We start from the raw sequence: 26,635 nt of genomic DNA on the forward strand, positions 1-26,635 counted from the left end.
AGGTCATCCTTAATCGTCATCATTGTGCATTCGGCTCGGACTGCGGCGCATCCGGAGTATCCGCAGGCACGCTTTCAGAAGGGGGCGAGTCAGTTACGGGTGCCGGTGTGGCAGGTGCGGCAGGTGCCGGGCTGGAGCGATAATCCGCACGGCGCTTGAGCTGATAATCACGCACGGCCGCGTTATGGGCATCCAGATCGTCCGAGAACACATGGCTGCCATCGCCCTTGGCCACGAAATACAGACTGCTGCCGTCCACCGGGTTAAGAGCAGCATGAATCGCTTCACGCCCTACCAGCGAAATGGGCGTCGGCGGCAGGCCAGCGATCACGTAGGTGTTGTAGGGCGTGGCTTCCTTGAGGTTGGCGCGGGTCAACTTGCCGTTGTAGCGCTCGCCCATGCCGTAGATCACGGTCGGGTCGGTCTGCAACTGCATGCCCAGCTTCAGGCGACGCACGAACACGCCGGCTATCTGGCCGCGCTCCTGAGGTACGCCAGTCTCCTTCTCGACCAGCGACGCCATGATCAGCGCCTGGTAAGGGTTTGAATAGGGCGCCTCTGGCGACCGCGCATTCCATTCCTCGTCGAGTACTTCTTCCAGACGGCTATAAGCCTGCTTGAGCAATTCGGCATCGGTCATGCCGCGCACGTAGCGATAGGTGTCCGGAAAGAAACGGCCTTCAGGGAACACATCGGGATGGCCTATTTTCGCCATCAGCTCACTGTCGGACAGACCTGCCAGCGTTTGATCGAGCTTGGCCTGTTTGGCCAGCGCAGCACGCACCTGGCGGAAATTCCAGCCTTCGACCAGCGTCAGGCTGTATTGCACGACTTCCTTGCGCTTCCAGACGTCGAACAGGCCTTTGACGTTCATCCCCGGCACCATTCGGTATTCACCGCTGTGCAGGGCCTGCCCGGACAGGTTGAAACGCCAGTAGAGACGCAGCCAGAAAGCGTCCTTGATTACGCCATCGGCCTGCAATCGATTGAGTACGCCGGTCGGCGTCGAACCGGCCGGAACGTCCAGCAGTTGTTCCTGAGCCACCTCGAGCGGTTGGTTCAGCGCCTGGTACTGCTGCCAGAACGCAAAGCCGAACAGCAAACCTGCCAGGACAACCGCTGTTTCCAGCAACACCAATATTTTTCGGATCAAAATCAGATATCCAGAAGGGTGCGAGCAATACCTTGCAGTTTACGGGTGAGCGGCCCGACCGGCCAGTTCAACGCTGCAAAGCTGCAAACCGGCCAGACGCCGTACACGCTGTTGCATAGAAACACTTCGTCTGCCGATTCAAGGTCAGACATGTGCAGGTCACGGATATCGACAGCCACTCCCAGCTTTGGTGCCTGATCCAGCAATTCGGCACGCATCACACCTGCGACCCCGCAGCGGCTGAGATCAGCAGTCAGCAAACGGCCCTGACTGACCAGAAACAGGTTGCTGTAGACACCCTCTATCAGTCGTCCTGACGTGTCACGCATCAAGCCCTCGGCGTGCTCGCTGTCACGCCACTCGGAGCGGGCCAGTACCTGCTCCAGACGATTGAGGTGCTTGAGGCCGGCCAGAAGCGGTTGTTCCGCCAGACGCGTCTGGCAGGCAAACAGGCGCACGCCCTGCTCGGCATGCACACCCGGATAGGCTGGCGCAGGGCCGCCCTGCAGGATTCGACGCGATTGGGCATTGGGGGCAGGAGCGTAGCCGCGCTGGCTGTCGCCACGGGTCAGGATGAGCTTCATGACCCCATCACCAAGCTCTGCAGCGAAGCGGGTCATTTCAGCACGGATCAGCGCGTGATCGGTTGCGATCGACAAGCGCGCGCAGCCGCTTTCGAGACGCTGCAGATGACGCTCCAGAAGCAATGGCTGCCCGGCCTTGACGACGATGGTTTCAAACAGTCCATCGCCGTAGGCCAGCCCTCGGTCCTTGAGGGACAAGGCGTCTGCGGGGCAGCCATCGACCCAGTCGGGCATTACTCGGCGAACCGACGGAATACCAGCGAGCCGTTGGTGCCACCAAAGCCGAAGGAGTTCGACAGAACGACGTCGATCGGCATGCGGCGCGCTTCGTGAGGTACGAAGTCCAGATCGCAGCCTTCGCTTGGCTCATCCAGGTTGATGGTCGGCGGAGCCACCTGATCAACCATTGCCAGGACGCTGAAGATCGCTTCGACAGCACCGGCAGCGCCCAGCAGGTGGCCGGTCATCGACTTGGTCGAACTGACTGCCAGCTTGTAGGCGTGATCACCGAATACCGACTTGATCGCAGAAGCTTCGGCCAGATCGCCTGCAGGCGTCGACGTACCGTGTGCGTTGATGTACTGCACCTGATCGGGATTGACCCTGGCATCACGCAACGCATTGACGATGCAGCGTGCAGCACCGGCGCCGTCATCAGGTGGCGAGGTCATGTGATAAGCGTCGCCGCTCATGCCGAACCCGACCAGCTCTGCATAAATGGTCGCGCCACGCGCCTTGGCGTGCTCGAGCTCTTCGAGCACCATGGCACCGGCACCGTCGGACAGGACGAAGCCATCACGGCCCTTGTCCCAGGGGCGACTGGCGCGGGTCGGGTCGTCGTTGCGGGTCGACAGCGCACGCGCTGCACCGAAGCCGCCCAGACCGAGTCCACAGGCGGCCATTTCAGCGCCACCGGCGATCATCACGTCCGCTTCGTCATAGGCGATGTTGCGAGCCGCCATGCCGATGCAGTGGGTTGCAGTCGTGCAAGCCGTCGCGATGGAGTAGTTGGGTCCCTGTGCGCCCAGGTGGATCGACAGGAAACCGGAAATCATATTGATGATCGAGCCAGGAACGAAGAACGGCGAAATCCGTCCCGGACCCTGCTCGTGCAGCAGACGACTGCTGTTTTCGATATTGGTCAGACCACCGATGCCCGACCCCATGGCAACGCCGATGCGCTCACGGTTTGCATCAGTGACTTCGAGGCCTGCATTACGCACGGCCTGAAAGCTGGCCGCGAGGCCATACTGAATAAAGAGATCGAGGCGGCGCGCTTCTTTGGGCGCGAGGTACTCTTCGACGTTGAAACCCTTGACCGAGCCGCCGAAGCGGGTGGTGAAGGCTGACAAGTCCGTGTGCTCGATAAGGCCAATGCCACTGCGGCCCGCCAGAATGCCTTGCCAACTGCTGGGCACGTCATTGCCCAGTGGCGAAAGCATGCCCATCCCGGTGACCACGACGCGTCTACGCGACACAGGACTCTCCTTCTCTCTTGTTTACGGAACAATCACAGCGTTTTTTAAAGAAAAAACCGCACGCCGGTTAAAGCAGTGCGGTTTTCCCGTGACAGCAGTCAGCGATTACAAATCTTAAGCCTGATGGCTAGTGACGTAGTCGATTGCTGCTTGAACGGTAGTGATCTTTTCCGCTTCTTCGTCAGGGATTTCGGTCTCGAATTCCTCTTCCAGAGCCATTACCAGCTCGACGGTGTCCAGGGAGTCAGCGCCCAGGTCCTCAACGAAAGAAGCAGTGTTGACAACCTCTTCTTGTTTGACGCCAAGTTGCTCTGCAACGATTTTCTTGACGCGCTCTTCGATGGATGTGGTGCTCATACCTAGTTTTAACTCCTAGTGGAAATGTTCAGGCATCTGGCCAGTGGGTAAGTGTATAGAAGAGGTTTTGCGAATTTCAAGCTTAACGCTCTCCCCTTTTATGCCCAACCGTACCTTTGCCCATTCATAGATTGCAGCTTTATAACGGATTTTAGACAGCTCGTATGACATTTTTTTGAAACAGGTCGTCACATTAGCTCATGTACATGCCGCCGTTAACAGGGATTGTGGCCCCGGTAACGTAGCCTGCGCCTTCGGACGCAAGAAAAGCGACTACGTGCGCAATCTCTTCGGCTTGCCCCAAACGGCCCAGGGGTATCTGGGTAATCAGTGACTCACGCTGAGCCTCAGGCAGCTCACGCGTCATGTCGGTATCGATAAAACCCGGTGCCACCGAATTCACGGTGACCGCCCGCGAGCCCACTTCACGGGCCAGAGCCCGACTGAAGCCTTCCAGACCGGCCTTCGCGGAAGCATAGTTTACTTGACCGGCGTTGCCCATGGCACCCACAACCGAACCAATGCTGATAATACGCCCCCAACGCGCCTTGGTCATACCACGCAAAACGCCCTTGGAAAGACGGAAAAGGCTGTTCAGATTGGTGTTGACGACGTCATACCATTCGTCATCTTTCATGCGCATCATCAGGTTATCACGGGTGATACCGGCGTTATTGACCAGAATCAACGGTGCGCCGACGCGCTCCTGAATGGTGGACAGAACCGAATTCACAGACTCGGCATCGCAGACATCCAGCATCAGGCCAAAGCCTTCGATGCCGTTTTCCTTGAACGTCGCACTTATGCGCTCGGCGCCGGACTCTGACGTCGCGGTACCCACGACAACAGCACCGTTGCGTCCCAATTCCAGAGCAATGGCTTGGCCAATGCCGCGACTTGCACCGGTTACCAGTGCCACTTTACCTTGAAGGCTCATGCAGGCTTCTCCTAATCAGGCCAGTGCCGCGCGCGCGGCGGCAAAGGCGTCCGGGGTATCAAGGTTGTAGGTCATCACGCCGTCGGCGCAACGTTTGTTCAGACCGGCCAGCACTTTGCCCGGACCGCATTCCACGAGCTGGGTCGCACCGCGGCTCGCCAGGCATTGAATGGACTCGACCCAACGCACCGGCTTGTACAACTGCTCCAGCAAATCACGCTTGAGCGTCGCCAGATCACTGACGGCACTGGCGCTGACGTTCTGTACCAGCGCAATTTCCGGCGCTTGCCATTCGATGGCTTCAACGGCCTCGGCGAAACGCTCGGCGGCCGGGCGCATCAGTTCGCAGTGCGATGGCACGCTGACCGGCAATGGCAAGGCGCGCTTGGCGCCACGGGCCTTGCACAGCTCCATGGCACGCTTGACGGCCTCGGCGGAACCGGCGATCACCACCTGACCCGGCGAGTTGAAATTCACCGCGCTGACGACTTCACCCTGTGCCGCTTCGGCGCAGGCTGCAATAACGTCGGCATCATCCAGACCCAGAATGGCGGCCATGCCGCCCTGACCCGCCGGCACCGCTTCCTGCATCAACTGGCCGCGACGCTCGACAAGCTTTACGGCGTCGGTCAGGCTCAGGCTTTGCGCGGCTACCAGTGCGCTGTATTCACCCAGACTGTGACCGGCGACGAATGCAGGAACCGCACCGCCCTCGGCCAGCCACACGTGCCACAAGGCAACGGATGCGGTCAGAATGGCCGGCTGGGTCTTGTCGGTCTGGTTGAGCAGCTCGGCAGGACCGTTCTGAGTCAATGCCCACAGGTCGTAGCCGAGGGCTTCGGAAGCCTGCTCGAAAGTGTCGAGGATCAGCGGATGGTGCGCGCCTTGCTCGGCGAGCATACCGAGCGATTGCGATCCTTGACCCGGAAAGACGAATGCGAGGGATGCAGACATTTGACAAGCCTCTGAATTATTGTCGCCAAAATGGGCGTCCGGACAGGCCGAACGCGGGAATTCTAATGTACATGACTGATCGGTTGGATGACTGACCAGTCTGATGCGTCACATTTTCAGGTTCGGCCGTCCTGAAACATCGTCTCAAGCCGCCCCTTCAAACGCTGTGGCAGGTTTTCACGGGATTCGACGACCGCTCGCTGAATCGCACTCTGAAAACCTGAAACACTTGCAGAACCGTGGCTTTTCACCACGACCCCCTGCAATCCGAGCAGGCTCGCACCATTATGACGGGCGGGCGCCAGATCGGTCTGCAAACGCCTCAACAAGGGCAACGCCAGCGCGCCGACCGCTCTGCTGAGCAGATTGCGCTGGAACAGCGTCTCGATTCTGGCCGCAATCATGGTCGCCAGACCCTCACTCGACTTGAGCAACACGTTGCCGACGAAACCATCACACACCACCACGTCAGCCTCTCCCCTGTACAACCCGTCGCCTTCGACATAGCCAATGTAGTTAAGCCCCGAGGCAGCCTGTAAAAGACCGGCAGCACGCTTGACCTGCTGATTGCCCTTGATGTCTTCAGTGCCCACATTGAGCAAGGCCACTCTGGGCGTTGCGACACCAAGGATCTCGGCAAGCACCGAGCCCATTACCGCAAACTGATAGAGCGCCTCGGCGCTGCAATCGACGTTCGCCCCCAGGTCCAGCAACTGGCAATGACCCGAGCGAGTAGGAATAGCTGCGATCATTGCCGGGCGGTCGATCCCTGGCAAGGTCTTGAGCACAAACCGCGAAAGCGCCATCAGCGCACCGGTATTGCCGGCACTGACACATGCCTGGGCCTGACCGCTGGCCACCAGCTCGAGAGCAACGCGCATGGAAGAGTCAGGCTTGCCACGCAACGCCTGAGACGGACGCTCGTCCATCGCAATCGCTTCACTGGCATGAATGACACGCAGGCGCGAACGATCCACGGCTTCATGAGCAGAGACGAGTTCTTCAATAAGGGAGGCTTGGCCGACAAGGGCCAGGTGAAGCGAGGGAGTAGCTGTCAGGCACGCGAGGCTTGCCTGAACAATGTTGCGGGGACCGAAGTCCCCGCCCATTGCGTCGATCGCGATGATCGGAGCGGACAAGAAATTACTCGTCAGCGCCCTTGTCGATCACTTTACGACCACGGTATACGCCTTCTGGCGATACGTGGTGACGCAGGTGAATTTCACCAGTGGTCTTTTCTACCGACAGAGTGCTTGCCTCAAGAGCGTCGTGCGAACGACGCATGTCACGGGCAGAGCGGGATTTTTTGTTCTGCTGAACAGCCATAATTGATTAACTCCTAAACGTTTGGGTCACGCTTTAACTGCGCCAATACACTGAACGGGTTGGACCGCGTTACCTCGTCCACGCTCGGTTCGGGCTCATCGAGACCCGCCGGTTGCTGGCATTCTTCAGGATGATGAGCAGGCACAATGGGCAAGGCGAGCAATAGCTCCTCCTCGATCAATGCCAGCAGATCCAAAGGATCTTCGCCCAGTTCCAGCACGTCATAACCTTTCGGTAACGACTGGGTATTCGCACCCTCCTTCACCACAACGTAACTGCATTCGCTGTGGATCGGCAGGGTCACCAGCTCAAGACAACGCTGGCAAACCATCTTGACCGGGACGTCTATCGAACTGTGGATAACCACAGAACGGCGTTCGTCACGCTCAAAAACGAATTTCGCCTGCACCGTACCGACAGTGTCGGCAAGCGGGTCGCAGAGTCTCTTCAGATCGCCCAGCAGCACTTCACCCTGAAGGGTAGTGCCGCGATCGGACAATTTGCGCGGGTCAACGTGAGATGGAATCGGGTCATTCAACATAGGCGCAGCATTCTAGGGATGCCCCCCGGGCATGTCAAAGGAAATTCAGGCCTGTTCGTCACTCCGACCACTCTTTAGAATCAACGCTCAGCCTACGGAGAACCGCATGCCATCCCTGCTCCTCGCTTCCAGCTCCTCATACCGCCGCGAACTGCTCGCCCGCCTGCGCCTGCCATTCACCTGCAGGTCTCCGGATATCGATGAAAGCCGGCGACCGGACGAGGCCGCATTCGACCTCGTACAGCGCCTTGCCCGGGAGAAAGCCGAAGCACTCACTGCAGAGCATCATCACCACCTGATCATCGGCTCCGACCAGGTCGCCGTCCTTGACGAACAGGTCCTGGGCAAGCCGCACAGCTTCGAACGCGCACTGGAACAGCTGACGGCGGCGAGCGGCAAAAGCGTGACCTTCCTGACCGGCCTGGCCCTGTTCAACAGCTCGACCGGCGAGTGCCAGGTCGACTGCGTGCCTTTTACAGTGCACATGCGCGAACTCGACCGGGCCAGCATCGAACGCTACCTGCATGCCGAACAGCCCTATGACTGCGCGGGCAGCTTCAAGGCAGAAGGCCTTGGCGTCAGCCTGTTTCGCAGCACCGAAGGCAGCGACGCGACCAGCCTGATCGGTCTCCCCCTGATACGTCTGGTGGACATGCTAATAAAGGAAGGCGTCAGCGTACCCTGACACTCAGACAAAGAACCCGGCCAGTGGCCGGGTTCTTTATATCTGCATCAAGCCATCAACGCAGGCTTGGGCCGTTGAAACCGACCAGCATGGCAATTCGCTCGGCGATGCTGGTGCCCAGCTTTTTCGAAAAGCGATCAAAAGGCGACTCTTCGACGGTGTACTCGACGATGTCCTTCTCCTTGATCACATCCCGCGCGACATAGCTCGCACTGCCCAACCCATCCACCAGACCGAGCGCAACAGCCTGCTCGCCGGTCCAGATCAGCCCGGAGAACAGCTCTGGGTGGTCCTTGTCCTTCAAGCGGTCGCCACGACCCTGTTTGACACTGGCAATGAACTGGCGATGAGTCGTGTCCAGCACACCCTGCCAGAACTGCGTTTCGTCAGCCTTCTGTGGCTGGAACGGGTCAAGGAACGCCTTGTGCTCGCCGGAGGTATAGGTACGACGATCAACGCCGAGCTTGTCCATGGCTCCGACAAAGCCGAAACCTGCTGCCGTCACACCGATCGACCCCACCAGACTGGCCTTATCGGCATAGATCTGGTCAGCGGCGCTGGCGATGTAATAAGCGCCCGAAGCACCGAGATCGGTAATGACCGCATACACCTTGATGTCCGGCTTCGCCGCGCGCAGGCGACGGATTTCGTCGTAGACATAGCCCGACTGCACAGGACTGCCGCCCGGGCTGTTGATACGCAGAATCACACCCTTGGTCTTTTCATCCTCGAAGGCCTTCTGCAGCGCAGTGACGATGTTCTCGGCACTGGCCGCCTCCTTGTCGGCAATCACGCCCTGCACATCGATCAGCGCAGTGTGGCTGGAACGGCGCGAAGTGCCGCCCTCGAAATCCAGCATCGGAACGATCACTGCAACAAACAGGAACGCGAACGTCAGCAGCTTGAAAAAGATCCCCCAGCGACGCGCGCGGCGCTGTTCCTGAACACTGGCCAGCAGCGTCTTTTCAAGAAGCTTCCAGCTTTTAGCCTCTTCCCTGCCATTGATGCCCTCGTCCGCGCTTTGCGAAACGGGTGCCTTCCATTCGTCAGACATGTTCCAATCACTCCAACCCGAAAACTAGACGCTGCGCCCGTTCAACCAGGTGCGCAGCTCGGAAAAATGCTCGATAGCCAGCCGCGGCTCGAACTGGCGCAGCGACTCCAGCGGCTGAGCGCCATAACCCACCGCAACCGAATCCATACCCGCGTTGCGAGCCATCAGCAGATCGAACGAAGCATCGCCGATCATCAGCGAACGCTGCGGCGTAACCCCGCAGTGCGCCATGATCTCGTTCAACATCAGCGGATCAGGCTTGCTGGCGGTCTCGTCGGCCGCGCGGGTAGCATCGAAGTAATCCAGCCAGCCATTGGCCTTCAGCACCCGATCGAGCCCGCGACGCGCCTTGCCGGTAGCGACCGCCAGACGATAGCCGTCCTCGCGAAACGCCTGCATCGACTCCACCACACCCTCGAACAGCGGCGAAGGCACGTTATCCATTGCCATGTAACTGTCCGCGTAGTGCTGCCGAAATTCGATCAGCTGATTGCCACTGATCTGCGGATACAAGGTTCGAATCGCCTCGGGCAACCCCAGGCCGATAATCCCCTTGATCGCCGTATCGTCGCGCACTTCAAGATCGGTCTCGATGGCCGCCGTGCGCATCGACAGGATGATGCGCCCGACCGAGTCGGCCAGTGTGCCGTCCCAGTCGAAAATCAACAGATCGTAATCACGGCGCACTCAGACGCTCCACTGTTTTGGCCCACATGTCATCGACAGGCGCCTGCACATTAAGTTTGCTGCCATCGGGCATCGGCACCGTCAGCATGTAAGCGTGCAGAAACAGACGCTTGCCGCCCAGATCGCGAATTTCGCGACTGAAATTCTCGTCACCGTACTTGGTGTCACCTGCTATGGCATGCCCCGCATGCAAGGTGTGCACACGGATCTGGTGAGTCCGCCCGGTGACCGGCTTGGCTTCGACCATGGTGGCAAAGTCGCCGAAACGACGCAGCACCTTGAAAATCGTCAGGGCTTCCTTGCCCTCTTCGTTCACTTCGACCATGCGCTCGCCGGAGCGCAGGTTGCTTTTCATCAGCGGCGCACGCACCTGCTTCAACGCCGTTGCCCAGTTACCGCGGACCAGCGCCATGTAGCGCTTGTCGACGCCGTCGCCGCGCAGGGCTTCGTGCAGATGACGCAGCATGCTGCGTTTCTTGGCGATCATCAGCAGACCGGACGTGTCGCGATCGAGACGGTGCACCAGCTCGAGCTCCTTGGCATCCGGGCGCAACTGGCGGAACGCTTCGATCACGCCAAAGCTCAGGCCGCTGCCGCCATGCACGGCGATACCTGCCGGCTTGTTGAGCACGATAAGCGCCTTGTCTTCGTAGACGATCGCAGCTTCGAGACGCTGCAAAAGCGCCTGCGCGACCGGCACAGGCTCGTCGCGCTCAGGCACGCGCACAGGAGGAATGCGCACGATATCGCCTGCCTGCAACTTGTACTCCGGCTTGATCCGCCCCTTGTTCACACGCACTTCGCCTTTGCGCAAAATGCGGTAAATCAAGGTTTTGGGCACACCCTTGAGATAAGTGATCAGAAAGTTATCGATGCGTTGACCGGCAAGTTCCGGGGCAACCTCAACCAGCTGGACGCCGGGGGTTGGAGGGGCAATATTCGTCATGCCGCAAATGATAACAATTTTTTATGGATTTGAAGCACTTAATGATTGCTGCTATAGTCGCGAACGCCGCCAAAAGCGGCCGGACAGCGGACCAACGGTTGACAACCGGCCCTGACCAACGCAATTCACAAGGACGGGAGGCCGTCCTACGCAGTGTTCGGTGACAACGGAGCACGCTGAAAACGTAACAAGCGCAGGTGACATGAGGCCGGAAACACGCCTGACAGCAGAGCAGACAGCTCGCGGCCAGTGCGGACAGTTCATGGCCAGTTCACAAAGTGCAGTCGCTTTCAGACGCTACGAGCGAATGCTTCGGGAACAACGCCTCAAGCCATGATGCGCGACCTTCCCTATCGAAGGTCGCGGTAAATGCCAACCCGCTGCGGATTCTGCGCGCGGCAGCACCCGAATTATCAGGGATACGTGTAGGGTGGAGACGCACAACCATCGGACTGTGTAGCACAAGGCTTGTTCTAGACGCTTCATCTCGTCCGCTACCGATGGTCGATTCCTCCTCCTGACAAAGCTTTTGCTGAAAGGGGTGTCTTATGCCACCACAGCAAGCAGGAAACGTCGTCGCGACCCTCCGCCCCCTCTGGGCGAGGACCTCGCTAGACACTGGAGTGTCCAACCACTCCTGACGTGCCCTGACACCGACCGTGAGAAGTCGTGTGTGCCGAACGCCGTTTCCGGCAGCCCGGAAACCGACGGTACTACATGAAAAGAATGCTGATTAACGCAACTCAACCCGAAGAGTTGCGTGTTGCACTGGTAGACGGCCAGCGCCTCTACGACCTGGACATCGAGTCAGGTGCACGCGAGCAGAAGAAGGCCAACATCTATAAAGGCCGAATCACTCGCATCGAACCCAGCCTTGAGGCTGCCTTTGTCGATTTCGGCTCTGAGCGCCACGGCTTTCTGCCCCTCAAGGAAATCTCCCGCGAGTACTTCAAGAAAGCCCCTGAAGGCCGCGTCAACATCAAGGACGTCCTGAGCGAAGGCCAGGAAGTCATCGTTCAGGTCGAGAAAGAAGAACGTGGCAACAAGGGCGCAGCCCTGACCACCTTCATCAGCCTTGCCGGCCGCTACCTGGTTCTGATGCCCAACAACCCTCGTGCCGGCGGCATCTCGCGTCGTATCGAAGGTGAAGAGCGCAACGAACTGCGTGAAGCCCTCAATGGCCTGATCGCGCCAGCCGACATGGGTCTGATCGTTCGTACTGCAGGCCTGGGCCGCAGCAGCGAAGAAATGCAGTGGGACCTCGATTACCTGCTGCAACTGTGGACCGCCATCAAGGAAGCGTCCCTCGATCGCTCCGCCCCTTTCCTTATCTACCAGGAAAGCAACGTCATCATCCGCGCCATCCGTGACTACCTGCGTCAGGATATCGGTGAAGTCCTGATCGACAGCATCGAAGCCCAGGAAGAAGCACTGACCTTCATCCGTCAGGTGATGCCGCAGTACGCCAGCAAGATCAAGCTTTACGAAGACAGCGTCCCGCTGTTCAACCGCTTCCAGATCGAAAGCCAGATCGAAACCGCCTTCCAGCGCGTTGTCGAACTGCCTTCCGGCGGCTCCATCGTCATCGATCCGACCGAAGCCCTGGTGTCCATCGACATCAACTCGGCGCGCGCCACCAAAGGCAGCGACATCGAAGAAACCGCCCTGCAGACCAACCTTGAAGCGGCTGAGGAAATCGCCCGTCAACTGCGTCTGCGTGACATCGGCGGCCTGATCGTCATCGACTTCATCGACATGACGCCGGCCAAGAACCAGCGCGCCGTGGAAGAGAAAGTCCGCGAAAGCCTGGAAGCCGACCGTGCCCGCGTGCAGATCGGTCGTATTTCGCGCTTCGGCCTGCTGGAAATGTCCCGTCAGCGCCTGCGTCCATCGCTGGGCGAAAGCAGCGGCATCGTCTGCCCTCGCTGCAACGGCACCGGCATCATCCGTGATGTTGAATCGCTGTCGCTGGCCATCCTGCGCCTGATCGAAGAAGAAGCCCTGAAAGACCGCACTGCCGAAGTGCGCGCTCAGGTGCCGATCCCGGTCGCGGCCTTCCTGCTCAACGAAAAACGCAACTCGATCACCAAGATCGAACTGCGCACCCGTGCCCGCATCATCATTCTGCCGAACGATCAGCTGGAAACGCCGCACTTCGAAGTTCAGCGTCTGCGTGATGACAGCCCTGAAGCGCACAGCAGCCAGACCAGCTACGAAATCGCTGCTGCCGCTGCCGAAGTGGAAGAAATTGCCCCGCTGGCCGCCGCAACCCGCACCCTGGTTCGTCAGGAAGCAGCCGTCAAGACTGCCCCGGCTCGTGCCAATGCTCCGGTCCCGGTAGAAGCCGCAGCCCCTGCACCAACGCCTGCACCGGCACCCGCCGCTCACGAGCCAAGCCTGTTCAAGGGTCTGGTGAAATCCCTGGTCAGCCTGTTCGCGACCAAGGAAGAGCCTGTTGCTCCGGTCGTGGTCGAGAAACCTGTTGCAGAACAGCGTCCAGCCCGCAACGAAGAACGCCGCAACGGCCGCCAGCAGAGCCGTGGCCGCAACAATCGCCGCGACGAAGAGCGCAAGCCTCGTGAAGAACGCGCCCCCCGCGAAGAACGTGCAGAGCGCGCACCTCGCGAAGAGCGTGCGCCGCGTGAGGAACGTGCACCTCGTGAAGAGCGCACCGTTCGCGAACCGCGTGAAGCCCGCGAAGAGTCGGCACCGCGCGAAGAGCGTCCAGCCCGTACCACCCGCGAGCGCAAGCCACGTGAAGCGCGTGAAGATCGCCCGGTTCGCGAACTGCGCGAGCCTCTGGATGCAGCCCCGGCAGTGAACCTCGCTCGCGAGGAGCGTCCTGAACGCGCACCACGCGAAGAGCGCCAGCCGCGCGCGCCTCGTGAAGAACGTCAACCACGCGCCGAACAGGCCGCGGCTGCCGTGAGCGAAGAAGAGGAAGTGCTGCTCAACGAAGAGCAGACCAACGACGAGAACCAGGAAGGCAACGACGGTAGCGAAGGCGACCGCCCTCGCCGCCGCTCGCGTGGCCAGCGTCGTCGCAGCAATCGTCGCGAGCGTCAGCGCGATGCCAATGGCAACGTGATCGAAGGCTCCGAAGAGAACGGCAACGAAGAAGAAGGCAGCGCCACCGATCTGTCGGCGGGTCTGGGCTTCACCGCCGCAGCTTCCGCGGCCAGCAGCGTGATCAGCGCGCCTGCCGAAGCCGACGCGCATCAGCAGGCCGAACGTGCCAACAGCAACCCAGCCGCTGCAGACGCCGAGCCTGCGCATCAGGCAACTGCTGCCGAAGCATCTGCGACCGAAGCGCCTGTGACTGAAACGCCAGCCACCGAAGCACCGGTTGCCGAAACAGCACCGACCGTTGCCGAGCCGACTGTCGAAGCACCGGCCGTTGAAGCCCCTGTGGCAGACGATGCTCCTGTAGCACAGCCTGCTCCAGAGGTTGAAGTTCAGCCGGCAGCGGTCGAAGCACCTGCGATTGCTGCACAGTCCGAACTGTTCGAAGCACCTCACGCAGAACGCGTAGTGCCGTTCAAGCCGACGCCAGAGCCAGCACCACAGGCGCCGGTCGAAGCAGCGGCTCATGAGGAAGTGCCAGCCACTGAATCATCCGAACTGCCAACGCCTGCACCTGCTGCTGTCGTCGAGCCGGTAGCGCTGAAAGAGGAGCCTGTTCCTTACGTCGCGCCTCAGCCGGTCGTTGAAGAACAGGCTCCGGCCCCACAAGAGCAGGCACCTGCGGCGGTAGAAGCAGCGCCTGCACCAGTGGTCAGCAGCACGGGCCGCGCACCGAACGATCCTCGTGAAGTTCGTCGCCGCAAGCGTGAAGAAGAAGCACGTCGTCAACAGGAAGCCGCTGCTGCCAGCGCTCCAGTCGTCGAGGCGGCGCCTGCTGCCGCTGAAGCAGAATCGGCCCAGCCTTCACCGGCAGCCGAGGAAAAGACCGAAGAAGCGGCAACTGAGCAACCAGCAGTTAAACCGCAACATGAAGCCGAGAAAGAAAACGAGCCTAAACCCCTCGTCTAACCCCGGCCCATGAAAAAGCCCCGCCTGTGCAAACAGGCGGGGCTTTTTCATGTCCGTTGATTGAGGCTTGCACCACGCTCATCTTCAATACGCGGCGCTTGATCTGATCTCTTCGCGAGCGAGCTCCCTCTCACAAGAGACCATCCCCAGGCTATCAGTAGAGGTTCGGCTCCATTTCCAGCTCGACACCAAAACGTTCAGCGATGTCGGTCTGTATACGGCGCGCCAGACTTAGTAGCTGCAAGCCACTGGCTTGCCCATAGTTGACCAGCACCAGCGACTGGAGCTTGTGCACGCCGGCGTCACCATCGCGATAGCCCTTCCAGCCTGCCTGCTCGATCAGCCACCCGGCCGCCAGCTTCACTCGACCATCGTCCTGCGGGTAGCCGACGACGCCTGGGTGCTGCTGTTTGATCGTTGCGTACAGTTCGGCAGTGATAATCGGGTTTTTGAAGAAACTGCCGGCATTGCCCAGCATTGCTGGGTCAGGCAGCTTTTCACTGCGAATGGCGCAGATCGCACGGCTGACATCGAACGGCGTCGGCCGATCGATACCCTGCTCGTCGAGACGCTGACGAACCGGGCCATATTCGAGGTGCAGGCGAGCTACGCGACTGAGCTTGAAACGCACACGCAGGATCAACCAGCGCGCGACCTGATGCTTGAACACGCTGTCGCGGTAGCCGAACGCACAGTCCTGCAGAGAAAACTCGCGCAATTCGCCGGTTTCACGATCCAGCGCAGTCAGGCTATGGAAGACATCCTTGATCTCGACGCCATAAGCACCGATGTTCTGCATGGGTGCCGCGCCAACGGTGCCTGGGATCAGACTGAGGTTTTCCAGCCCCGCCAGCCCCAGCTCCAGACAGGACTGCACGAACGGATGCCAGGGCTCGCCAGCTTCTGCCTCGACAATCGACTCGAGACAGTCCTCGTGCACGATGCGAATGCCGCGGCTGGCCATGCGCACCACCAATGACTGCACGTCAGCGCTGAGCAGCAGGTTGCTGCCACCACCAATCACCAGCAGCGGCACGTCATGCCTGGCCGAGTAGGCCAGCGCCTCGCGAACATCATCATCGCTGTGCGCTTCGGCAAACAACCGGGCCTGAACATCCACACCGAACGTATTGAACGGCTTGAGGGAAATCGCTGATTGCACCTGCAAGCTCATGCCCTCGCCTTCCCGGAACACTGGACGAAGCGCATCAACCCTCCAGCAAGCGCCTTACGCGCTCCAGGTCTTCGGGGGTATCGACGCCACCGGGTGGCGCTTCAAGCGCGTCGGCAACGTGAATTCGCACGCCATTCCACAGCGCCCGCAATTGTTCCAGGCTTTCGGTGTTTTCCAGCCAGCACGGGCCCCAACTGACGAAGTCATGCAGGAAACCCGCACGATAAGCGTAGATCCCGATGTGCCGACGATAAGGCACGCCGGCAGGCAACTGGTCGCGATTTGCTGCAAGCGCATCGCGCGCCCACGGCAAGGGAGCCCGGCTGAACGTCAGCGCCAGGCCGTTGATGTCCGTAGCCACCTTGACGATATTGGGGTTGAACAACGCGGCCACGTCGTCGATAGGCTCGGCCAGCGTGGACATGCCGGCTTCGGGATGGGCGGCCAGATTGGACGCCACCTGATCGATCACCGCAGGCGGGATCATCGGCTCGTCGCCCTGCACATTGACGACAATCGCGTCAGCCGCCAGGCCCAATTGCGCGGCCACCTCGGCCAGACGATCGGTGCCGGAGTTGTGATCGTCGCGCGTCAGCAGCACTTGGGCACCAAAAGCCTGACAGGCTTCGACAATGCGCGCATCGTCGGTGGCAATCACCACGCGTTCGGCGCTGCTCTTGCAGGCCTGCTCCCAGACCAGTTGAACCATGGGTTTGCCAGCAATGGTTTTCAGCGGCTTGCCCGGAAAGCGGCTGGAGCCGTAGCGCGCAGGAATGACAACGGTAAACGCTGCGGTCATTTTTCCAGCCGCTCGTCGGTGCTCAGGGTGCGAGCTTCGCTTTCGAGCATCACCGGGATGCCGTCGCGCACCGGATAGGCAAGGCCTGCGCCCTTGCTGATCAGCTCGGTCTTGTCGGCGCTAAGCTTCAATGGTCCCTTGCAGACAGGGCAAGCGAGGATATCGAGTAGTTTGGTGTCCATAGGAGATCCTGAAGCAATCATGGAGAAAGACGTAGCAGTTGCTGGTCGAACCAACCGACAAAGGCATCGGAAGGTACTGCATCCACTGCCAGATACCACCAGTCATCAGCGGCAAAGGCACGACACTTCACCGCATCCTTCTCGGTCATGACCAAGGGCAGCGCGGGTGCAAATGTCAGCGCTTCGGCACTGTAGACAGCATGGTCGGCGAACGCGTGAGGCACCGGTCGCCAGTGTAATCCTTCGAGGGTATTGAAGAAACGTCGGGGATTGCCGATTCCGGCGACCGCATGCAGCGCCTGCCCGGCCGGGAAATAATCCACTGGCTGACGTTCGCCACTGCGCAGATTGATCAGTGCCGAAGGCTTGAGCCTGAAGGCATAGCCGTCGTCCCTGTCAGCCGTGGCACCGTTATAAAGCAAGGCGTCGACACTGTTCAGCCGCTCGGCCGGTTCGCGCAACGGCCCGGCAGGCAGACAGCGGCGATTGCCCAGACCACGGGCGGCATCGATCAGCACCAGTTCCAGGTCGCGGGCCAGCCGGTAATGCTGCAAGCCGTCGTCGGAAAGAATCACATCCAGCGATTCGGCAGCGAGCAAGGCTTGTACGGCGCGACTGCGATCCGGATCGATCATCAGCGGCACACCGCAGCGCTGCACGATGAGCAACGGCTCGTCCCCCGCCTCGCTGGCACTTTGTTCAGGCAGGACACGCCACGGCAGGCTTGGCGGTTTGGCGCCGTAGCCACGGCTGACCACACCGACACGCAAACCGCGACGGCGGCAATGCTCGATCATCCAGAGAATCAACGGCGTCTTGCCCGTGCCACCGACGGTGATATTACCCACCACAATGACCGGCACCGGCGCGCGATAGATATCACCTTCGCCCGCCAGAAACCGCGCCCGTTTGCGCTCTACGACACGCCGGTAAAGACCTTCGAGCGGGCGCAACAGTGCCAGCGCAGGGTGGCCCTTGTACCAGGCGTCGAGCAAACGGTCAGTGAATGCCATCAGTTAGCCGGTGTGGCCTCGACAGTGGTCATGCGCAGATGACTGAAGCCCAGCTTGCCCGCCGCATCCATGGCCGTGATGACCGACTGGTGCGGGGTCTTGCCGTCGGCGCTGATCGACAGCGGCAGGCTGGTATCGCCCCCCGACTCGCGCTGCAGCGCCTCGATCAGCGTCGCCAGGTCGTTTTTCGGCAACAACTGATTGTTCAGCGAGAAAATCCCGTCGGCGTTGATGGCAATGTCCAGCTGTTTGGCGCTGGCATCCACGTCCGGCGTTCCGGTTACGGCCTGGGGCAGATCCACCCGCAACTGGGTTTCACGGGTAAAGGTGGTCGTCACAATGAAGAACAGCAGCAGGATGAACACCACATCAATCAGAGAGACCAGATTGATGTCGATGTTTTCCCGGGGTCTGCGACGGCGAAATTTCACTTCTTCTTGCCCCCGCCCGCTCTGGCCAGCGACTTGAGATCGATCTTGGCGTCGATCAGATCGACATCGCGGTCGCCCTGCACCACTTCAACCAGACGAATGGCCTGTTGTTCCATGCCGACTACCAGCTCATCGACGCGGCTCTGCAGAAAGCGATGAAAGAAAATCGCCGGGATCGCTACGATAAGACCCGACGCGGTACAGATCAGCGCCTTGGAAATACCACCTGCCAGCACACCGGCATTGGCGGTGGCCCCGGAGCTGTTGAACGAGCCGAAGATATCGATCATGCCCAGCACCGTGCCGAGCAAACCAAGCAACGGCGCCATGGCAGCGATCGAGCCCAGTGCGCTGAGGTAGCGCTCCAGTTCATGAATGACCCGGGCAGCGGCTTCTTCGATGCATTCCTTCATGATCTCGCGACCATGCCTGGAATTGGCCAGCCCTGCGGCAAGGATTTCGCCCAGCGGCGAGTCAGCGCGCAGCTGCTTGAGCTTTTCGCTGTCCAGCTTCTGTTCCTGAATCCACTGCCAGACCTGCCCGAGCAGGTGCGGTGGCGTGATACGGCTGGCACGCAACGTCCACAGGCGCTCGATGATGATGCCGGCGGCGGCGATGGAGCTCAGAATAATCGGCAGCATCATCCAGCCGCCAGATTTGACCAGTTCCCACACAGTGATCACTCCCTCGAAAAATTGGCGCCACTCTACCATAGGGTCGCCAAGTGCCGAACGCCGAGATCGATATCCATTCACTCAATCACGCCAGAAGCGCCGTTGCGCGCGCTCGGCCTGTGGCGTTCCGAATGTCCCCAGTTGCAGACGGACCGCGCCCAGCTCGGCACTGTCGTAACTGGCGATGCCCAGGCCTCGATAGCGCGCCATGACCAACGGATGCGGGTGACCGAACGCGTTGTTGCGACCACGGGAAATCAGCACGCCAACCGGTGCCACGGCGCGCAGAAATGCTTTGGACGACGAGGTACGGCTGCCGTGATGCGGCGACTGCAACCAGTGGGCACGAAGGTCGAACCCGCTGTCGATCGCCGCACGCTCGGCGTGCACGTCGATATCGCCCGCCAGCAGCAGACGCTCGCCCCTAGCGTCGACGCTGAGGATGCAGGAGGCCGGATTGCCGTCAGGCCCCTGCTCCCAGCGCCACGTGGAAAACACCACGCCATCCCACTCCCAGCGTGCACCGCTCTCGCACAGTCGGGCGTCGAGTTGCGGCGCGAGGCGGGCCAGCTCACCGCCTAGCACGCGGGCCACCGGAAAGGCCTGATGAACCGCTGCTGCACCTCCGGCATGGTCTGCGTCGGAATGGCTGATCAACATCAGGTCAAGATGGCGGACACCCGCCTTGCGCATGGCGGGCACGACCACGCGCTGACCGATATCGAACTCACCGAAACGTGGACCTGCGTCATACAGGAGTGTGTGATTGCGGGTGCGCAGGAGAATCGCCAGGCCCTGCCCCACATCCAGTTGCAACACATCGACCTGACCTTCAGGCACTGATTCGAGCGGCGGAAAAACGCACAGCAACAGCAACGGCCAGCCCAGCGGACGCAGGGGCACGCCCTTGGGCAGCAACAGGAGCAAGGCTCCGAGCAGACTCAACCACCATGCCCAGACCGGCACGGCACTGGGCAACCAGGCCGGCAATGCGGCGGCCACCGCGCCGAGGAATACGAACAGCCCCTGCAGCGCCCCGCCCGCCAGCCAGAGCAGACCTTCCCCGACCACGGGGACTGGCAGCAACAGCGTTCCGAGCAATGCCGGCGGCAGGACAATCACGCTGACCCAAGGCACCGCAAGCAGGTTGGCAAACGGGCCGCTGAGGCTGATCGGCAGGTTCAGCGCCAGCAGGATCGGCAACAAGCCAACGGCGATCAGCCATTGCGCCCGTGTCCAGCTTTGCCACCAGCTCCAGGCGCCAAGACGCCCGCTGAAAATCAGGATCAGAATGCCGACCGCCGCGAAGGACAGCCAGAAACCCGGCTGCAGCGTCACCAGCGGCTCGAAGATCAGCACCGCGTTGAAGGACAGCAACAAAGGCCAGACCACGCCCAGGTGACGAAAACGCAAGCGCCACAGCAGCACCATCGCGACCATCACACAGGCTCGCCGGACCGGCACCTCGAAACCGGCCAGCAGTCCGTAGCCCAGTGCAGCACTGAACGCCAGTGCACACGCCGACGGCAGCCAGGGCAAAAAGCGTGGCCACAGCCCCCAGCGCGCCAGGCCTGCGACCAGCGCGTAGATCACCCCGGCCAGCAAACCGATGTGCTGGCCGGAAATGACCAGCAGATGCACAGTGCCAGTATCCTGCAACACCTGCCAGTCGGTGCTCGACAGCCCTGAGCCATCGCCCAGCACCAGCGCCGCCAGACCGCCCTCCCGGCCCTGCGCATCGACCGCCAGCAGACGCTGACGAATGGCATCGCGCCAGGCGGCACGCGCAGGTGCCAACAGCTGACCATCCACCACCGTGCCGGTCGCACCGATGCGCTGCGCCAGTAGCCAGGCTTCATAGTCGAAAGCATCCGGATTGACCAGCCCGGCCGGCCGCTTGAGTTTGACCGCCATGCGCCAGCGCTCGCCGCTGTTTACGGGCTGGCCGCCGTACCACGCCACGCGGATTCGCGCCGGCAGCCTGGCACGTCGTGACCAGGCATCTTCCAGTTCAAAGCGCACCACACCTTCGGCGACACTCGGCAAACCGACCACCTTGCCCTGCACCCACAGCGTCTGACCATCGAGACGCTGCGCCAAGCGGTCACTCAATGCCCACTGCGCCGAAACGCAGGCCCAAGTGAAACCGAGCAGAAAGAACGCCAGCGGATAGGTACGGAACGGCAGCAACATCAACGCCAGTATCGGCATCAGCAGCAGTAGCCAGGCCGGCGGCAGGGCCGGTAGAAAACGCAGGGCAAGCAGCCCGAGCGCGAGCGCGATCATCCCTGTGCGCATGACGGTTCCTTGCAGCGGAAAGCCTCAAGAATCAGCGCACTGGGGAAATGTCGGAAGGGGTGGTGTGTTGCAGAATCTGAACGGCCGGTCCCGGCCAGCGCTCGACCCGCCAGCCTGGCGGGTCGAAGCCAATGTGTTACTGACGCATACCGCGACCGCTCACCAGCAACCTGGCGCAGCCGATATACAGCACGAAGGTCGCCACGATCATGAACGCCAGGGCGATGCTGATCTTGATGTCGGAGACGCCCAGAATGCCGTAGCGGAAGGCATTGACCATGTGCAGGACCGGGTTGGCCAGCGACACGGTCTGCCAGAACGGTGGCAACAGGTTAATCGAGTAGAACACGCCGCCCAGATAAGTCAGCGGGGTCAGGACGAAGGTCGGGATGATCGAGATATCATCGAAGTTGCGCGCAAACACTGCGTTGATGAAGCCCAGCAGCGAGAAAATCGTCGCGGTCAACACCACCACGATAATGGTCACGCCCAAATGGTGCACTTGCAGGTCGGTGAAAAACATCGACAGCATGGTGACGATGAAACCGACCATCAGACCACGCAATACACCGCCCAGGGTGTAACCGACCAGAATGGTGTGCGGCGAGACCGGCGACACCATCAGTTCTTCGATGGAGTGCTGAAACTTGGCACCAAAGAAGCTCGAGACCACGTTGCCGTAGGAGTTGGTGATCACCGACATCATGATCAGCCCCGGCACGATGTACTGCATGTAGGTAAAGCCACCCATGTCGCCGATCTGGCGACCGATGAGATTACCGAAAATCACGAAGTACAGGACCATGGTGATGGCTGGCGGCAGCAGGGTCTGCGGCCAGATCCGCATGAAGCGGTGTACTTCACGGTAGACGATGGTTTTCAGGGCGATCAGATTGGGGCGCAACTCGCCGTTGGGTACGGTCATACCGCCACCTTCGCGAGGTTTTTTTCCACCAGGGACACAAACAACTCCTCAAGGCGATTGGATTTGTTACGCAGGCTCAAGACTTCGATGTTCTGGAAGGCGAGCTGACTGAACAGTGCCGTGATGCCGACGTTCTTGTCGACCTGCACTTCCAGGGTGTGGCTATCGAGCAGGCGGCAAGGGAAACCGGGCAATTGTGGCGCGCTCTGCCAGGAGGCCTTGAGATCGAGCACGAACGTCTCGACGGTCAACGTGCTGAGCAGCTGCTTCATGCCGGTGTTCTGCACGATCACCCCGTGGTCGATGATGCCGATGTTGCGGCACAGCTGTTCGGCTTCTTCCAGGTAGTGCGTGGTGAGGATGATGGTGATGCCTTTGCTGTTCAGCTCGGTGAGAAAGGTCCACATCGAACGGCGCAACTCGATGTCCACACCTGCGGTGGGTTCGTCGAGGATCAGCAGGCGCGGCTCGTGAATCAGCGCACGGGCGATCATCAGGCGCCGCTTCATGCCGCCGGACAGTGAACGCGACGGCACATCGCGCTTTTCCCACAGCCCCAGCTGCGTCAGGTACTGCTCGGCGCGTTCCTTGGCGATTTTCGCCGGGATGCCGTAGTAGCCCGCCTGAGTGACGACGATGTCGAGGGTCTTCTCGAACTGGTTGAAGTTGAACTCCTGCGGCACGACACCGATGCACCGTTTGAGCGCAGCGGGCTCGCGATCCAGGTCGTGACCAAAGATGTTCACCGTGCCACTGGTCTTGTTGACCAGCGTCGAGATGATGCCGATGGTGGTGGATTTGCCAGCGCCATTGGGGCCCAGCAAGGCGAAGAAATCACCTTCGGCGACGTCCAGATCGATGCCATTCAAGGCCTGGAAACCGTTGCCGTAGGTTTTGGTTAACTGCCGAATGGACAGAGCGGAAGACATATCGGGAAAGGTACTCATCAGAAAAAGGAATTGAAGATGACTGTCACCAGCCGCCTGCCGTGACGACCCAGCCGCGCAATGGTGCTCGGCTGCGTCGTTCAAGTACAGACACATCTGTTAATAGTAAATATCGAGCGCCGGACATGCGCCCGATCAGCCCTTTCACCTGTTCACATCACATGCTCAGGTCAACGGGGTCATGACCGCCTTGCGATAAGCCGGGCGCGTCTTGAGACGCTCATACCAGGCTTGGAGGTGAGGCAGCGGCGGACGTTCAATCGGCATTTCAAACCAGCCGTAGGCGAAGCATCCCAGGGGAATATCGCCCATGCCGAAAGCATCGCCAGACAGCCAGGGCTGTCGCGACAGCGCCTCGTCGGCCACCAGCAGCAGGCTGTGCAGCGTCTTGATGCCTTGCTCGATGGCCGGCCAGTCCTGTTTCTCGGCCGGCGTGCGTACTACGCCCCAGAACACCGGGCTGAACGGCGCGGCGATGGTCGAGGTGGTCCAGTCCATCCACTTGTCTGCATTGGCGCGGGCCTGCAGGTCTGCGGGGTATAAATCAGAATCGGGGGCATGCCGGGCGGCCAGATAGCGCACGATGGCGTTGGACTCCCACATCACGAAGTCGCCGTCTTCAATCATCGGAATCCGGCCGTTAGGGTTTTTCGCGCGATAGGCCGCTTCGTTGACCAGGCCGAATGCACCACCAGCGTCCTGCGTCTCGTAGGGTACGCCCACTTCCTCGGCAATCCAGAGTGCCTTGCGCACATTGCTGGAATTCTTCCGTCCCCAGATCTTGAGCATTGCGTTCCCCTCGCAGTCGCTGATAAATAAAGGCTCACAGTCTACCCCTAAGCGGCGGCAACTTCCTCGTCAACCAGGGGTCACTATCGATGTCGCCTCACCACTGCCTGGCGACCAGTTTGATCGCTGCCACAGCGGCGGTCATCACGGAGGAATACTTATGCTGTTGTTGTGGATTGTTGTGCTGGTCGTCGGCATTGCCTGGCTGGCTCATCGGCGAACCGCCCCGCTCCCGGCGCTTGGCGTGGTAGCTGTCTACCTGCTGGCCATGGGTATTTTCAGTCACGCGCCAGGATGGCTGCTGACGGTGTTCTGGTTGCTCTGGCTGGCAGTGTTCGTACCGGTAATGCTGCCCGATCTGCGCCGTAAGCATTTCACTGCACCGATGTTCAGCTGGTTTCAAAAAGTCCTGCCGCCGATGTCGCAGACCGAGCGCGATGCGATCGATGCCGGCACGGTCTGGTGGGATGGCGAGCTGTTCAGCGGTCGTCCGGACTGGGACAAGCTGCTGGCCTACCCGAAAGTCCAGCTGACCGAAGAGGAACAGGCCTTTATCGACGGGCCGACCGAAGAACTCTGCGCAATGGTCAGCGACTGGGAAATCGGCCAGGCCATGGACCTGCCGCCCGAAGCCTGGGCGCACATGAAAGCGCACGGCTTCTTCGCGCTGATCATCCCCAAGGAATTCGGTGGCAAGGGCTTCTCGGCCTACGCCCACTCTCAGGTGGCCATGAAGCTGGCCACCCGCAGCGGCGACCTGGCCTCCACGGTGATGGTGCCCAACTCCCTCGGCCCTGCCGAATTGCTGCTGCATTACGGCACCGACGAGCAACGCAATCACTACTTGCCACGTCTGGCACGCGGCGAAGACATTCCCTGCTTCGCGCTGACCGGTCCGCTGGCCGGTTCCGATGCTGGCGCGATGACCGACACCGGGATCATCTGCAAAGGTCAGTGGCAGGGTGAAGAAGTCATCGGCCTGCGCCTGACCTGGGAAAAACGCTACATCACCCTCGGCCCGGTCGCCACCCTGCTCGGCCTGGCCTTCAAGGCCCACGATCCTGAGCACCTGCTCGGCGAAAAAGAAGATCTGGGCATCAGCCTGGCGCTGATTCCGACCGATACGCCCGGCGTGGAGATCGGCCGCCGTCACCTGCCTCTGGGAGCAGCGTTCATGAACGGCCCCAACTCCGGCAAGGACGTGTTCGTCCCGCTGAGCTACCTGATCGGCGGTCAGCCGATGCTGGGCAAGGGCTGGATGATGCTGATGAACTGCCTGTCGGTGGGTCGTTCGATCTCGCTGCCGGCCGTCGGCACCGGCGCTGCCAAGTACACCAGCCTGGTCACCGGCCAGTACGCGAAGGTGCGTGAGCAATTCAATGTGCCTCTCTCGGCATTCGAAGGCATCCAGGAAGCACTGGCGCGCATCGGCGGCAATGCCTGGCTGATGGACAGTGCGCGCATGCTGACGGCCAATGCGGTCGACCTGGGCGAGAAGCCTTCAGTGCTCTCTGCGATCCTCAAATATCACCTGACCGAGCGCGGCCGCGAGTGTATCGGTCACGCCATGGACGTGCATGGCGGCAAGGGCATCATCATGGGCCCGAACAATTACCTGGGTCGCAACTGGCAAGGTGCGCCGATCTTCATCACTGTCGAGGGCGCCAACATCCTCTCGCGCAACCTGATGATCTTCGGCCAGGGCGCGATTCGCTGCCATCCGTTCGTACTCAAGGAAATGGCCCTGGCCGGGCGTGAGGACAAACAGCAGGCGCTGATCGAGTTTGACAGCCTGCTGCTCAAACACATCGGCTTTGCGGTGAGCAATGCCGCCAGCACCTTCATCCTCAACCTGGGCTTCGGTCATTTCGAAAGAGCGCCGGGCAACGGCCTGAGCCAGGGCTACTTCCGGGCGCTCAACCGCCAGGCAGCAGCGTTCGCGATGCTCGCCGACTTGAGCATGATGCTGCTCGGCGGCGAGCTGAAACGCCGCGAACGCCTGTCGGCCCGCCTGGGCGACGTGCTCAGCCACATGTACCTGGCCTCGGCAGCGCTCAAGCGTTATCACGACCTCGGATCACCGGACCACATGAGCCCGTTGTTCCGCTGGGCCATGGAAGAAAGCCTCGGGCATTCGGAACGGGCAATGGACGAGATCCTCAGCAACTTCCCCAACCGCATATTGGGCGGGATACTGCGTGCAGTAGTGTTCCCGTTCGGTCGCCGGCACAAGGGGCCGTCGGACAGACTGGATGCCGAAGTTGCTCAGGTACTGGGCCGCGCCAAGGGCGATCCGACGCTGGAAGAGTTGCTGGCAGGCTGCTATCGCCCGCAATCGGCAGACGATCCGGTCGGCGCACTGCAACAGGCCATCGACCTGCTCAGCGCTGCGTATCCGCTGCACAAGAAGCTGCAAGTGGCCCTCAAGAGTGGTCAGGTCAAGCCGGACGCTGGCGAGCCGGTCATCGACGCCGCGCTGCGCCTCGGTGTGTTGCAGGCCGACGAAGCGCAGACCCTGCGTACCGCCGAGGCAGCCCGCCGCAAGGTGATCGATGTGGATGATTTCGACAAGGAAGAACTGACCCTGGCAGCCGGCAAGATTCGCTGATAGTCAGGTCACACCACACAGCAGGCGCGTAGAGCTTTATACTCTCGCGCCTGTTTTTGCA

25 protein-coding genes are annotated in these 26,635 nt (G+C 60.7%); 3 read left to right on the forward strand and 22 right to left on the reverse strand.

The genetic code is table 11. The features are described from left to right. Window positions 1–19: 19 nt before the first annotated feature. The 9 genes from mltG to KBY08_RS01170 form a co-directional block, all read right to left on the reverse strand. Complete coding sequence (mltG, locus tag KBY08_RS01130) at window positions 20–1,153, reverse strand: endolytic transglycosylase MltG (RefSeq protein ID WP_024639325.1); 1,134 nt, start codon at window positions 1,151–1,153, stop codon at window positions 20–22. A gap of 2 nt (window positions 1,154–1,155) precedes the next feature. Continuing rightward, window positions 1,156–1,971, reverse strand: coding sequence for an aminodeoxychorismate lyase (pabC, locus tag KBY08_RS01135; protein WP_096103660.1), 816 nt, complete (start codon window positions 1,969–1,971; stop codon window positions 1,156–1,158). Continuing rightward, the gene (fabF, locus tag KBY08_RS01140) at window positions 1,971–3,215 is read right to left on the reverse strand and encodes a beta-ketoacyl-ACP synthase II (protein WP_004408311.1); all 1,245 of its coding nucleotides are present in this window, start codon (window positions 3,213–3,215) and stop codon (window positions 1,971–1,973) included. Before fabF ends, pabC begins: the two co-directional genes overlap by 1 nt. A gap of 114 nt (window positions 3,216–3,329) precedes the next feature. Continuing rightward, on the reverse strand, window positions 3,330–3,572 hold the full coding sequence (gene acpP / locus KBY08_RS01145) for an acyl carrier protein (RefSeq protein WP_004408315.1): 243 nt from the start codon (window positions 3,570–3,572) through the stop codon (window positions 3,330–3,332). Window positions 3,573–3,765: 193 nt separating this feature from the next. Continuing rightward, complete coding sequence (fabG, locus tag KBY08_RS01150; protein ID WP_003318510.1) at window positions 3,766–4,509, reverse strand: 3-oxoacyl-ACP reductase FabG; 744 nt, start codon at window positions 4,507–4,509, stop codon at window positions 3,766–3,768. A 15-nt stretch (window positions 4,510–4,524) separates the two neighbouring features. Beyond that, entirely contained in the window at window positions 4,525–5,463 is a 939-nt protein-coding gene (fabD, locus tag KBY08_RS01155) for an ACP S-malonyltransferase (RefSeq protein WP_225651074.1), read from the reverse strand. A 116-nt stretch (window positions 5,464–5,579) separates the two neighbouring features. After that, window positions 5,580–6,602: a phosphate acyltransferase PlsX gene (gene plsX, locus KBY08_RS01160; protein ID WP_024643102.1), complete on the reverse strand. Its 1,023-nt coding sequence runs from the start codon at window positions 6,600–6,602 to the stop codon at window positions 5,580–5,582. 4 nt (window positions 6,603–6,606) lie between these two features. Next, complete coding sequence (rpmF, locus tag KBY08_RS01165) at window positions 6,607–6,789, reverse strand: 50S ribosomal protein L32 (protein ID WP_002552688.1); 183 nt, start codon at window positions 6,787–6,789, stop codon at window positions 6,607–6,609. A 13-nt stretch (window positions 6,790–6,802) separates the two neighbouring features. Further along, on the reverse strand, window positions 6,803–7,330 hold the full coding sequence (locus tag KBY08_RS01170; RefSeq protein WP_003390869.1) for a YceD family protein: 528 nt from the start codon (window positions 7,328–7,330) through the stop codon (window positions 6,803–6,805). A gap of 106 nt (window positions 7,331–7,436) precedes the next feature. Between KBY08_RS01170 and KBY08_RS01175 the strand changes: the two genes are divergently transcribed. Further along, complete coding sequence (locus KBY08_RS01175; RefSeq protein WP_024661285.1) at window positions 7,437–8,015, forward strand: Maf family protein; 579 nt, start codon at window positions 7,437–7,439, stop codon at window positions 8,013–8,015. A gap of 55 nt (window positions 8,016–8,070) precedes the next feature. On the opposite strand, the gene sppA is transcribed toward KBY08_RS01175, so the two are convergent. From sppA to rluC, 3 genes are read right to left on the reverse strand one after another with little or no spacing between them, the layout of a single operon-like run. Beyond that, window positions 8,071–9,069, reverse strand: a complete 999-nt coding sequence (sppA, locus tag KBY08_RS01180; protein ID WP_011267147.1) for a signal peptide peptidase SppA — start codon at window positions 9,067–9,069, stop codon at window positions 8,071–8,073. Between the two features lie 24 nt (window positions 9,070–9,093). Continuing rightward, window positions 9,094–9,756 (reverse strand): HAD-IA family hydrolase, encoded by a 663-nt coding sequence (locus tag KBY08_RS01185; RefSeq protein WP_024661286.1) that lies wholly within the window; start codon window positions 9,754–9,756, stop codon window positions 9,094–9,096. Further along, window positions 9,746–10,702 carry a 23S rRNA pseudouridine(955/2504/2580) synthase RluC gene (rluC, locus tag KBY08_RS01190; protein ID WP_003317474.1) on the reverse strand — a complete coding sequence of 319 codons (957 nt, stop codon included), beginning with the start codon at window positions 10,700–10,702 and terminating at the stop codon, window positions 9,746–9,748. Before rluC ends, KBY08_RS01185 begins: the two co-directional genes overlap by 11 nt. A 726-nt stretch (window positions 10,703–11,428) precedes the next feature. On the opposite strand from rluC, the gene rne reads away from it, so the two are divergent. Beyond that, entirely contained in the window at window positions 11,429–14,734 is a 3,306-nt protein-coding gene (gene rne / locus KBY08_RS01195) for a ribonuclease E (protein ID WP_177410910.1), read from the forward strand. Window positions 14,735–14,888: 154 nt separating this feature from the next. Here rne and murB read toward each other — a convergent pair whose 3' ends face one another. From murB to KBY08_RS01245, 10 genes are all read right to left on the reverse strand, one after another. Further along, window positions 14,889–15,908, reverse strand: coding sequence for a UDP-N-acetylmuramate dehydrogenase (gene murB / locus KBY08_RS01200; protein ID WP_024642747.1), 1,020 nt, complete (start codon window positions 15,906–15,908; stop codon window positions 14,889–14,891). 34 nt (window positions 15,909–15,942) lie between these two features. Further along, the gene (kdsB, locus tag KBY08_RS01205) at window positions 15,943–16,707 is read right to left on the reverse strand and encodes a 3-deoxy-manno-octulosonate cytidylyltransferase (RefSeq protein ID WP_024639315.1); all 765 of its coding nucleotides are present in this window, start codon (window positions 16,705–16,707) and stop codon (window positions 15,943–15,945) included. Next, window positions 16,704–16,889, reverse strand: coding sequence for a Trm112 family protein (locus KBY08_RS01210; protein WP_002552679.1), 186 nt, complete (start codon window positions 16,887–16,889; stop codon window positions 16,704–16,706). Before KBY08_RS01210 ends, kdsB begins: the two co-directional genes overlap by 4 nt. Before the next feature lie 17 nt (window positions 16,890–16,906). Beyond that, window positions 16,907–17,902, reverse strand: coding sequence for a tetraacyldisaccharide 4'-kinase (gene lpxK / locus KBY08_RS01215; RefSeq protein ID WP_054091479.1), 996 nt, complete (start codon window positions 17,900–17,902; stop codon window positions 16,907–16,909). Beyond that, a complete protein-coding gene (locus KBY08_RS01220; protein ID WP_003317468.1) occupies window positions 17,902–18,333 on the reverse strand; it encodes an ExbD/TolR family protein in 432 nt (143 codons plus the stop codon). Before KBY08_RS01220 ends, lpxK begins: the two co-directional genes overlap by 1 nt. Further along, window positions 18,330–19,046, reverse strand: a complete 717-nt coding sequence (locus KBY08_RS01225) for a MotA/TolQ/ExbB proton channel family protein (protein WP_011267143.1) — start codon at window positions 19,044–19,046, stop codon at window positions 18,330–18,332. The genes KBY08_RS01220 and KBY08_RS01225 overlap by 4 nt, the downstream gene beginning before the upstream one ends. 42 nt (window positions 19,047–19,088) lie before the next feature. Continuing rightward, complete coding sequence (locus tag KBY08_RS01230) at window positions 19,089–21,305, reverse strand: DNA internalization-related competence protein ComEC/Rec2 (RefSeq protein ID WP_111522017.1); 2,217 nt, start codon at window positions 21,303–21,305, stop codon at window positions 19,089–19,091. A gap of 136 nt (window positions 21,306–21,441) precedes the next feature. Next, complete coding sequence (locus KBY08_RS01235) at window positions 21,442–22,230, reverse strand: ABC transporter permease (protein WP_003421319.1); 789 nt, start codon at window positions 22,228–22,230, stop codon at window positions 21,442–21,444. Next, complete coding sequence (locus KBY08_RS01240) at window positions 22,227–23,159, reverse strand: ABC transporter ATP-binding protein (protein ID WP_011267141.1); 933 nt, start codon at window positions 23,157–23,159, stop codon at window positions 22,227–22,229. Before KBY08_RS01240 ends, KBY08_RS01235 begins: the two co-directional genes overlap by 4 nt. Before the next feature lie 183 nt (window positions 23,160–23,342). Continuing rightward, entirely contained in the window at window positions 23,343–23,966 is a 624-nt protein-coding gene (locus KBY08_RS01245) for a glutathione S-transferase (protein WP_024660971.1), read from the reverse strand. A 160-nt stretch (window positions 23,967–24,126) separates the two neighbouring features. Here KBY08_RS01245 and KBY08_RS01250 point away from each other — a divergent pair, with 160 nt between their 5' ends. Then, on the forward strand, window positions 24,127–26,574 hold the full coding sequence (locus KBY08_RS01250; RefSeq protein WP_060400749.1) for an acyl-CoA dehydrogenase: 2,448 nt from the start codon (window positions 24,127–24,129) through the stop codon (window positions 26,572–26,574). Window positions 26,575–26,635 lie beyond the last annotated feature (61 nt).

The organism is Pseudomonas sp. P135 (assembly GCF_020312125.1).
Taxonomy (GTDB): domain Bacteria; phylum Pseudomonadota; class Gammaproteobacteria; order Pseudomonadales; family Pseudomonadaceae; genus Aquipseudomonas; species Aquipseudomonas fragariae.

What these genes read in the sequence shown, in the direction of transcription:
- rluC (WP_003317474.1), bottom strand. Translation starts at nt 10,702, where the DNA reads ATGACGAATATTGCCCCTCCAACCCCCGGCGTCCAGCTGGTTGAGGTT.
- pabC (WP_096103660.1), bottom strand. Translation starts at nt 1,971, where the DNA reads ATGCCCGACTGGGTCGATGGCTGCCCCGCAGACGCCTTGTCCCTCAAG.
- KBY08_RS01245 (WP_024660971.1), bottom strand. Translation starts at nt 23,966, where the DNA reads ATGCTCAAGATCTGGGGACGGAAGAATTCCAGCAATGTGCGCAAGGCA.
- KBY08_RS01250 (WP_060400749.1), top strand. Translation starts at nt 24,127, where the DNA reads ATGCTGTTGTTGTGGATTGTTGTGCTGGTCGTCGGCATTGCCTGGCTG.
- KBY08_RS01235 (WP_003421319.1), bottom strand. Translation starts at nt 22,230, where the DNA reads ATGACCGTACCCAACGGCGAGTTGCGCCCCAATCTGATCGCCCTGAAA.
- KBY08_RS01210 (WP_002552679.1), bottom strand. Translation starts at nt 16,889, where the DNA reads ATGGACACCAAACTACTCGATATCCTCGCTTGCCCTGTCTGCAAGGGA.
- rpmF (WP_002552688.1), bottom strand. Translation starts at nt 6,789, where the DNA reads ATGGCTGTTCAGCAGAACAAAAAATCCCGCTCTGCCCGTGACATGCGT.
- KBY08_RS01225 (WP_011267143.1), bottom strand. Translation starts at nt 19,046, where the DNA reads ATGGTAGAGTGGCGCCAATTTTTCGAGGGAGTGATCACTGTGTGGGAA.
- murB (WP_024642747.1), bottom strand. Translation starts at nt 15,908, where the DNA reads ATGAGCTTGCAGGTGCAATCAGCGATTTCCCTCAAGCCGTTCAATACG.
- KBY08_RS01170 (WP_003390869.1), bottom strand. Translation starts at nt 7,330, where the DNA reads ATGTTGAATGACCCGATTCCATCTCACGTTGACCCGCGCAAATTGTCC.
- kdsB (WP_024639315.1), bottom strand. Translation starts at nt 16,707, where the DNA reads ATGACCGCAGCGTTTACCGTTGTCATTCCTGCGCGCTACGGCTCCAGC.
- acpP (WP_004408315.1), bottom strand. Translation starts at nt 3,572, where the DNA reads ATGAGCACCACATCCATCGAAGAGCGCGTCAAGAAAATCGTTGCAGAG.
- lpxK (WP_054091479.1), bottom strand. Translation starts at nt 17,902, where the DNA reads ATGGCATTCACTGACCGTTTGCTCGACGCCTGGTACAAGGGCCACCCT.
- fabD (WP_225651074.1), bottom strand. Translation starts at nt 5,463, where the DNA reads ATGTCTGCATCCCTCGCATTCGTCTTTCCGGGTCAAGGATCGCAATCG.
- KBY08_RS01240 (WP_011267141.1), bottom strand. Translation starts at nt 23,159, where the DNA reads ATGTCTTCCGCTCTGTCCATTCGGCAGTTAACCAAAACCTACGGCAAC.
- KBY08_RS01175 (WP_024661285.1), top strand. Translation starts at nt 7,437, where the DNA reads ATGCCATCCCTGCTCCTCGCTTCCAGCTCCTCATACCGCCGCGAACTG.
- rne (WP_177410910.1), top strand. Translation starts at nt 11,429, where the DNA reads ATGCTGATTAACGCAACTCAACCCGAAGAGTTGCGTGTTGCACTGGTA.
- KBY08_RS01230 (WP_111522017.1), bottom strand. Translation starts at nt 21,305, where the DNA reads ATGCGCACAGGGATGATCGCGCTCGCGCTCGGGCTGCTTGCCCTGCGT.
- fabG (WP_003318510.1), bottom strand. Translation starts at nt 4,509, where the DNA reads ATGAGCCTTCAAGGTAAAGTGGCACTGGTAACCGGTGCAAGTCGCGGC.
- sppA (WP_011267147.1), bottom strand. Translation starts at nt 9,069, where the DNA reads ATGTCTGACGAATGGAAGGCACCCGTTTCGCAAAGCGCGGACGAGGGC.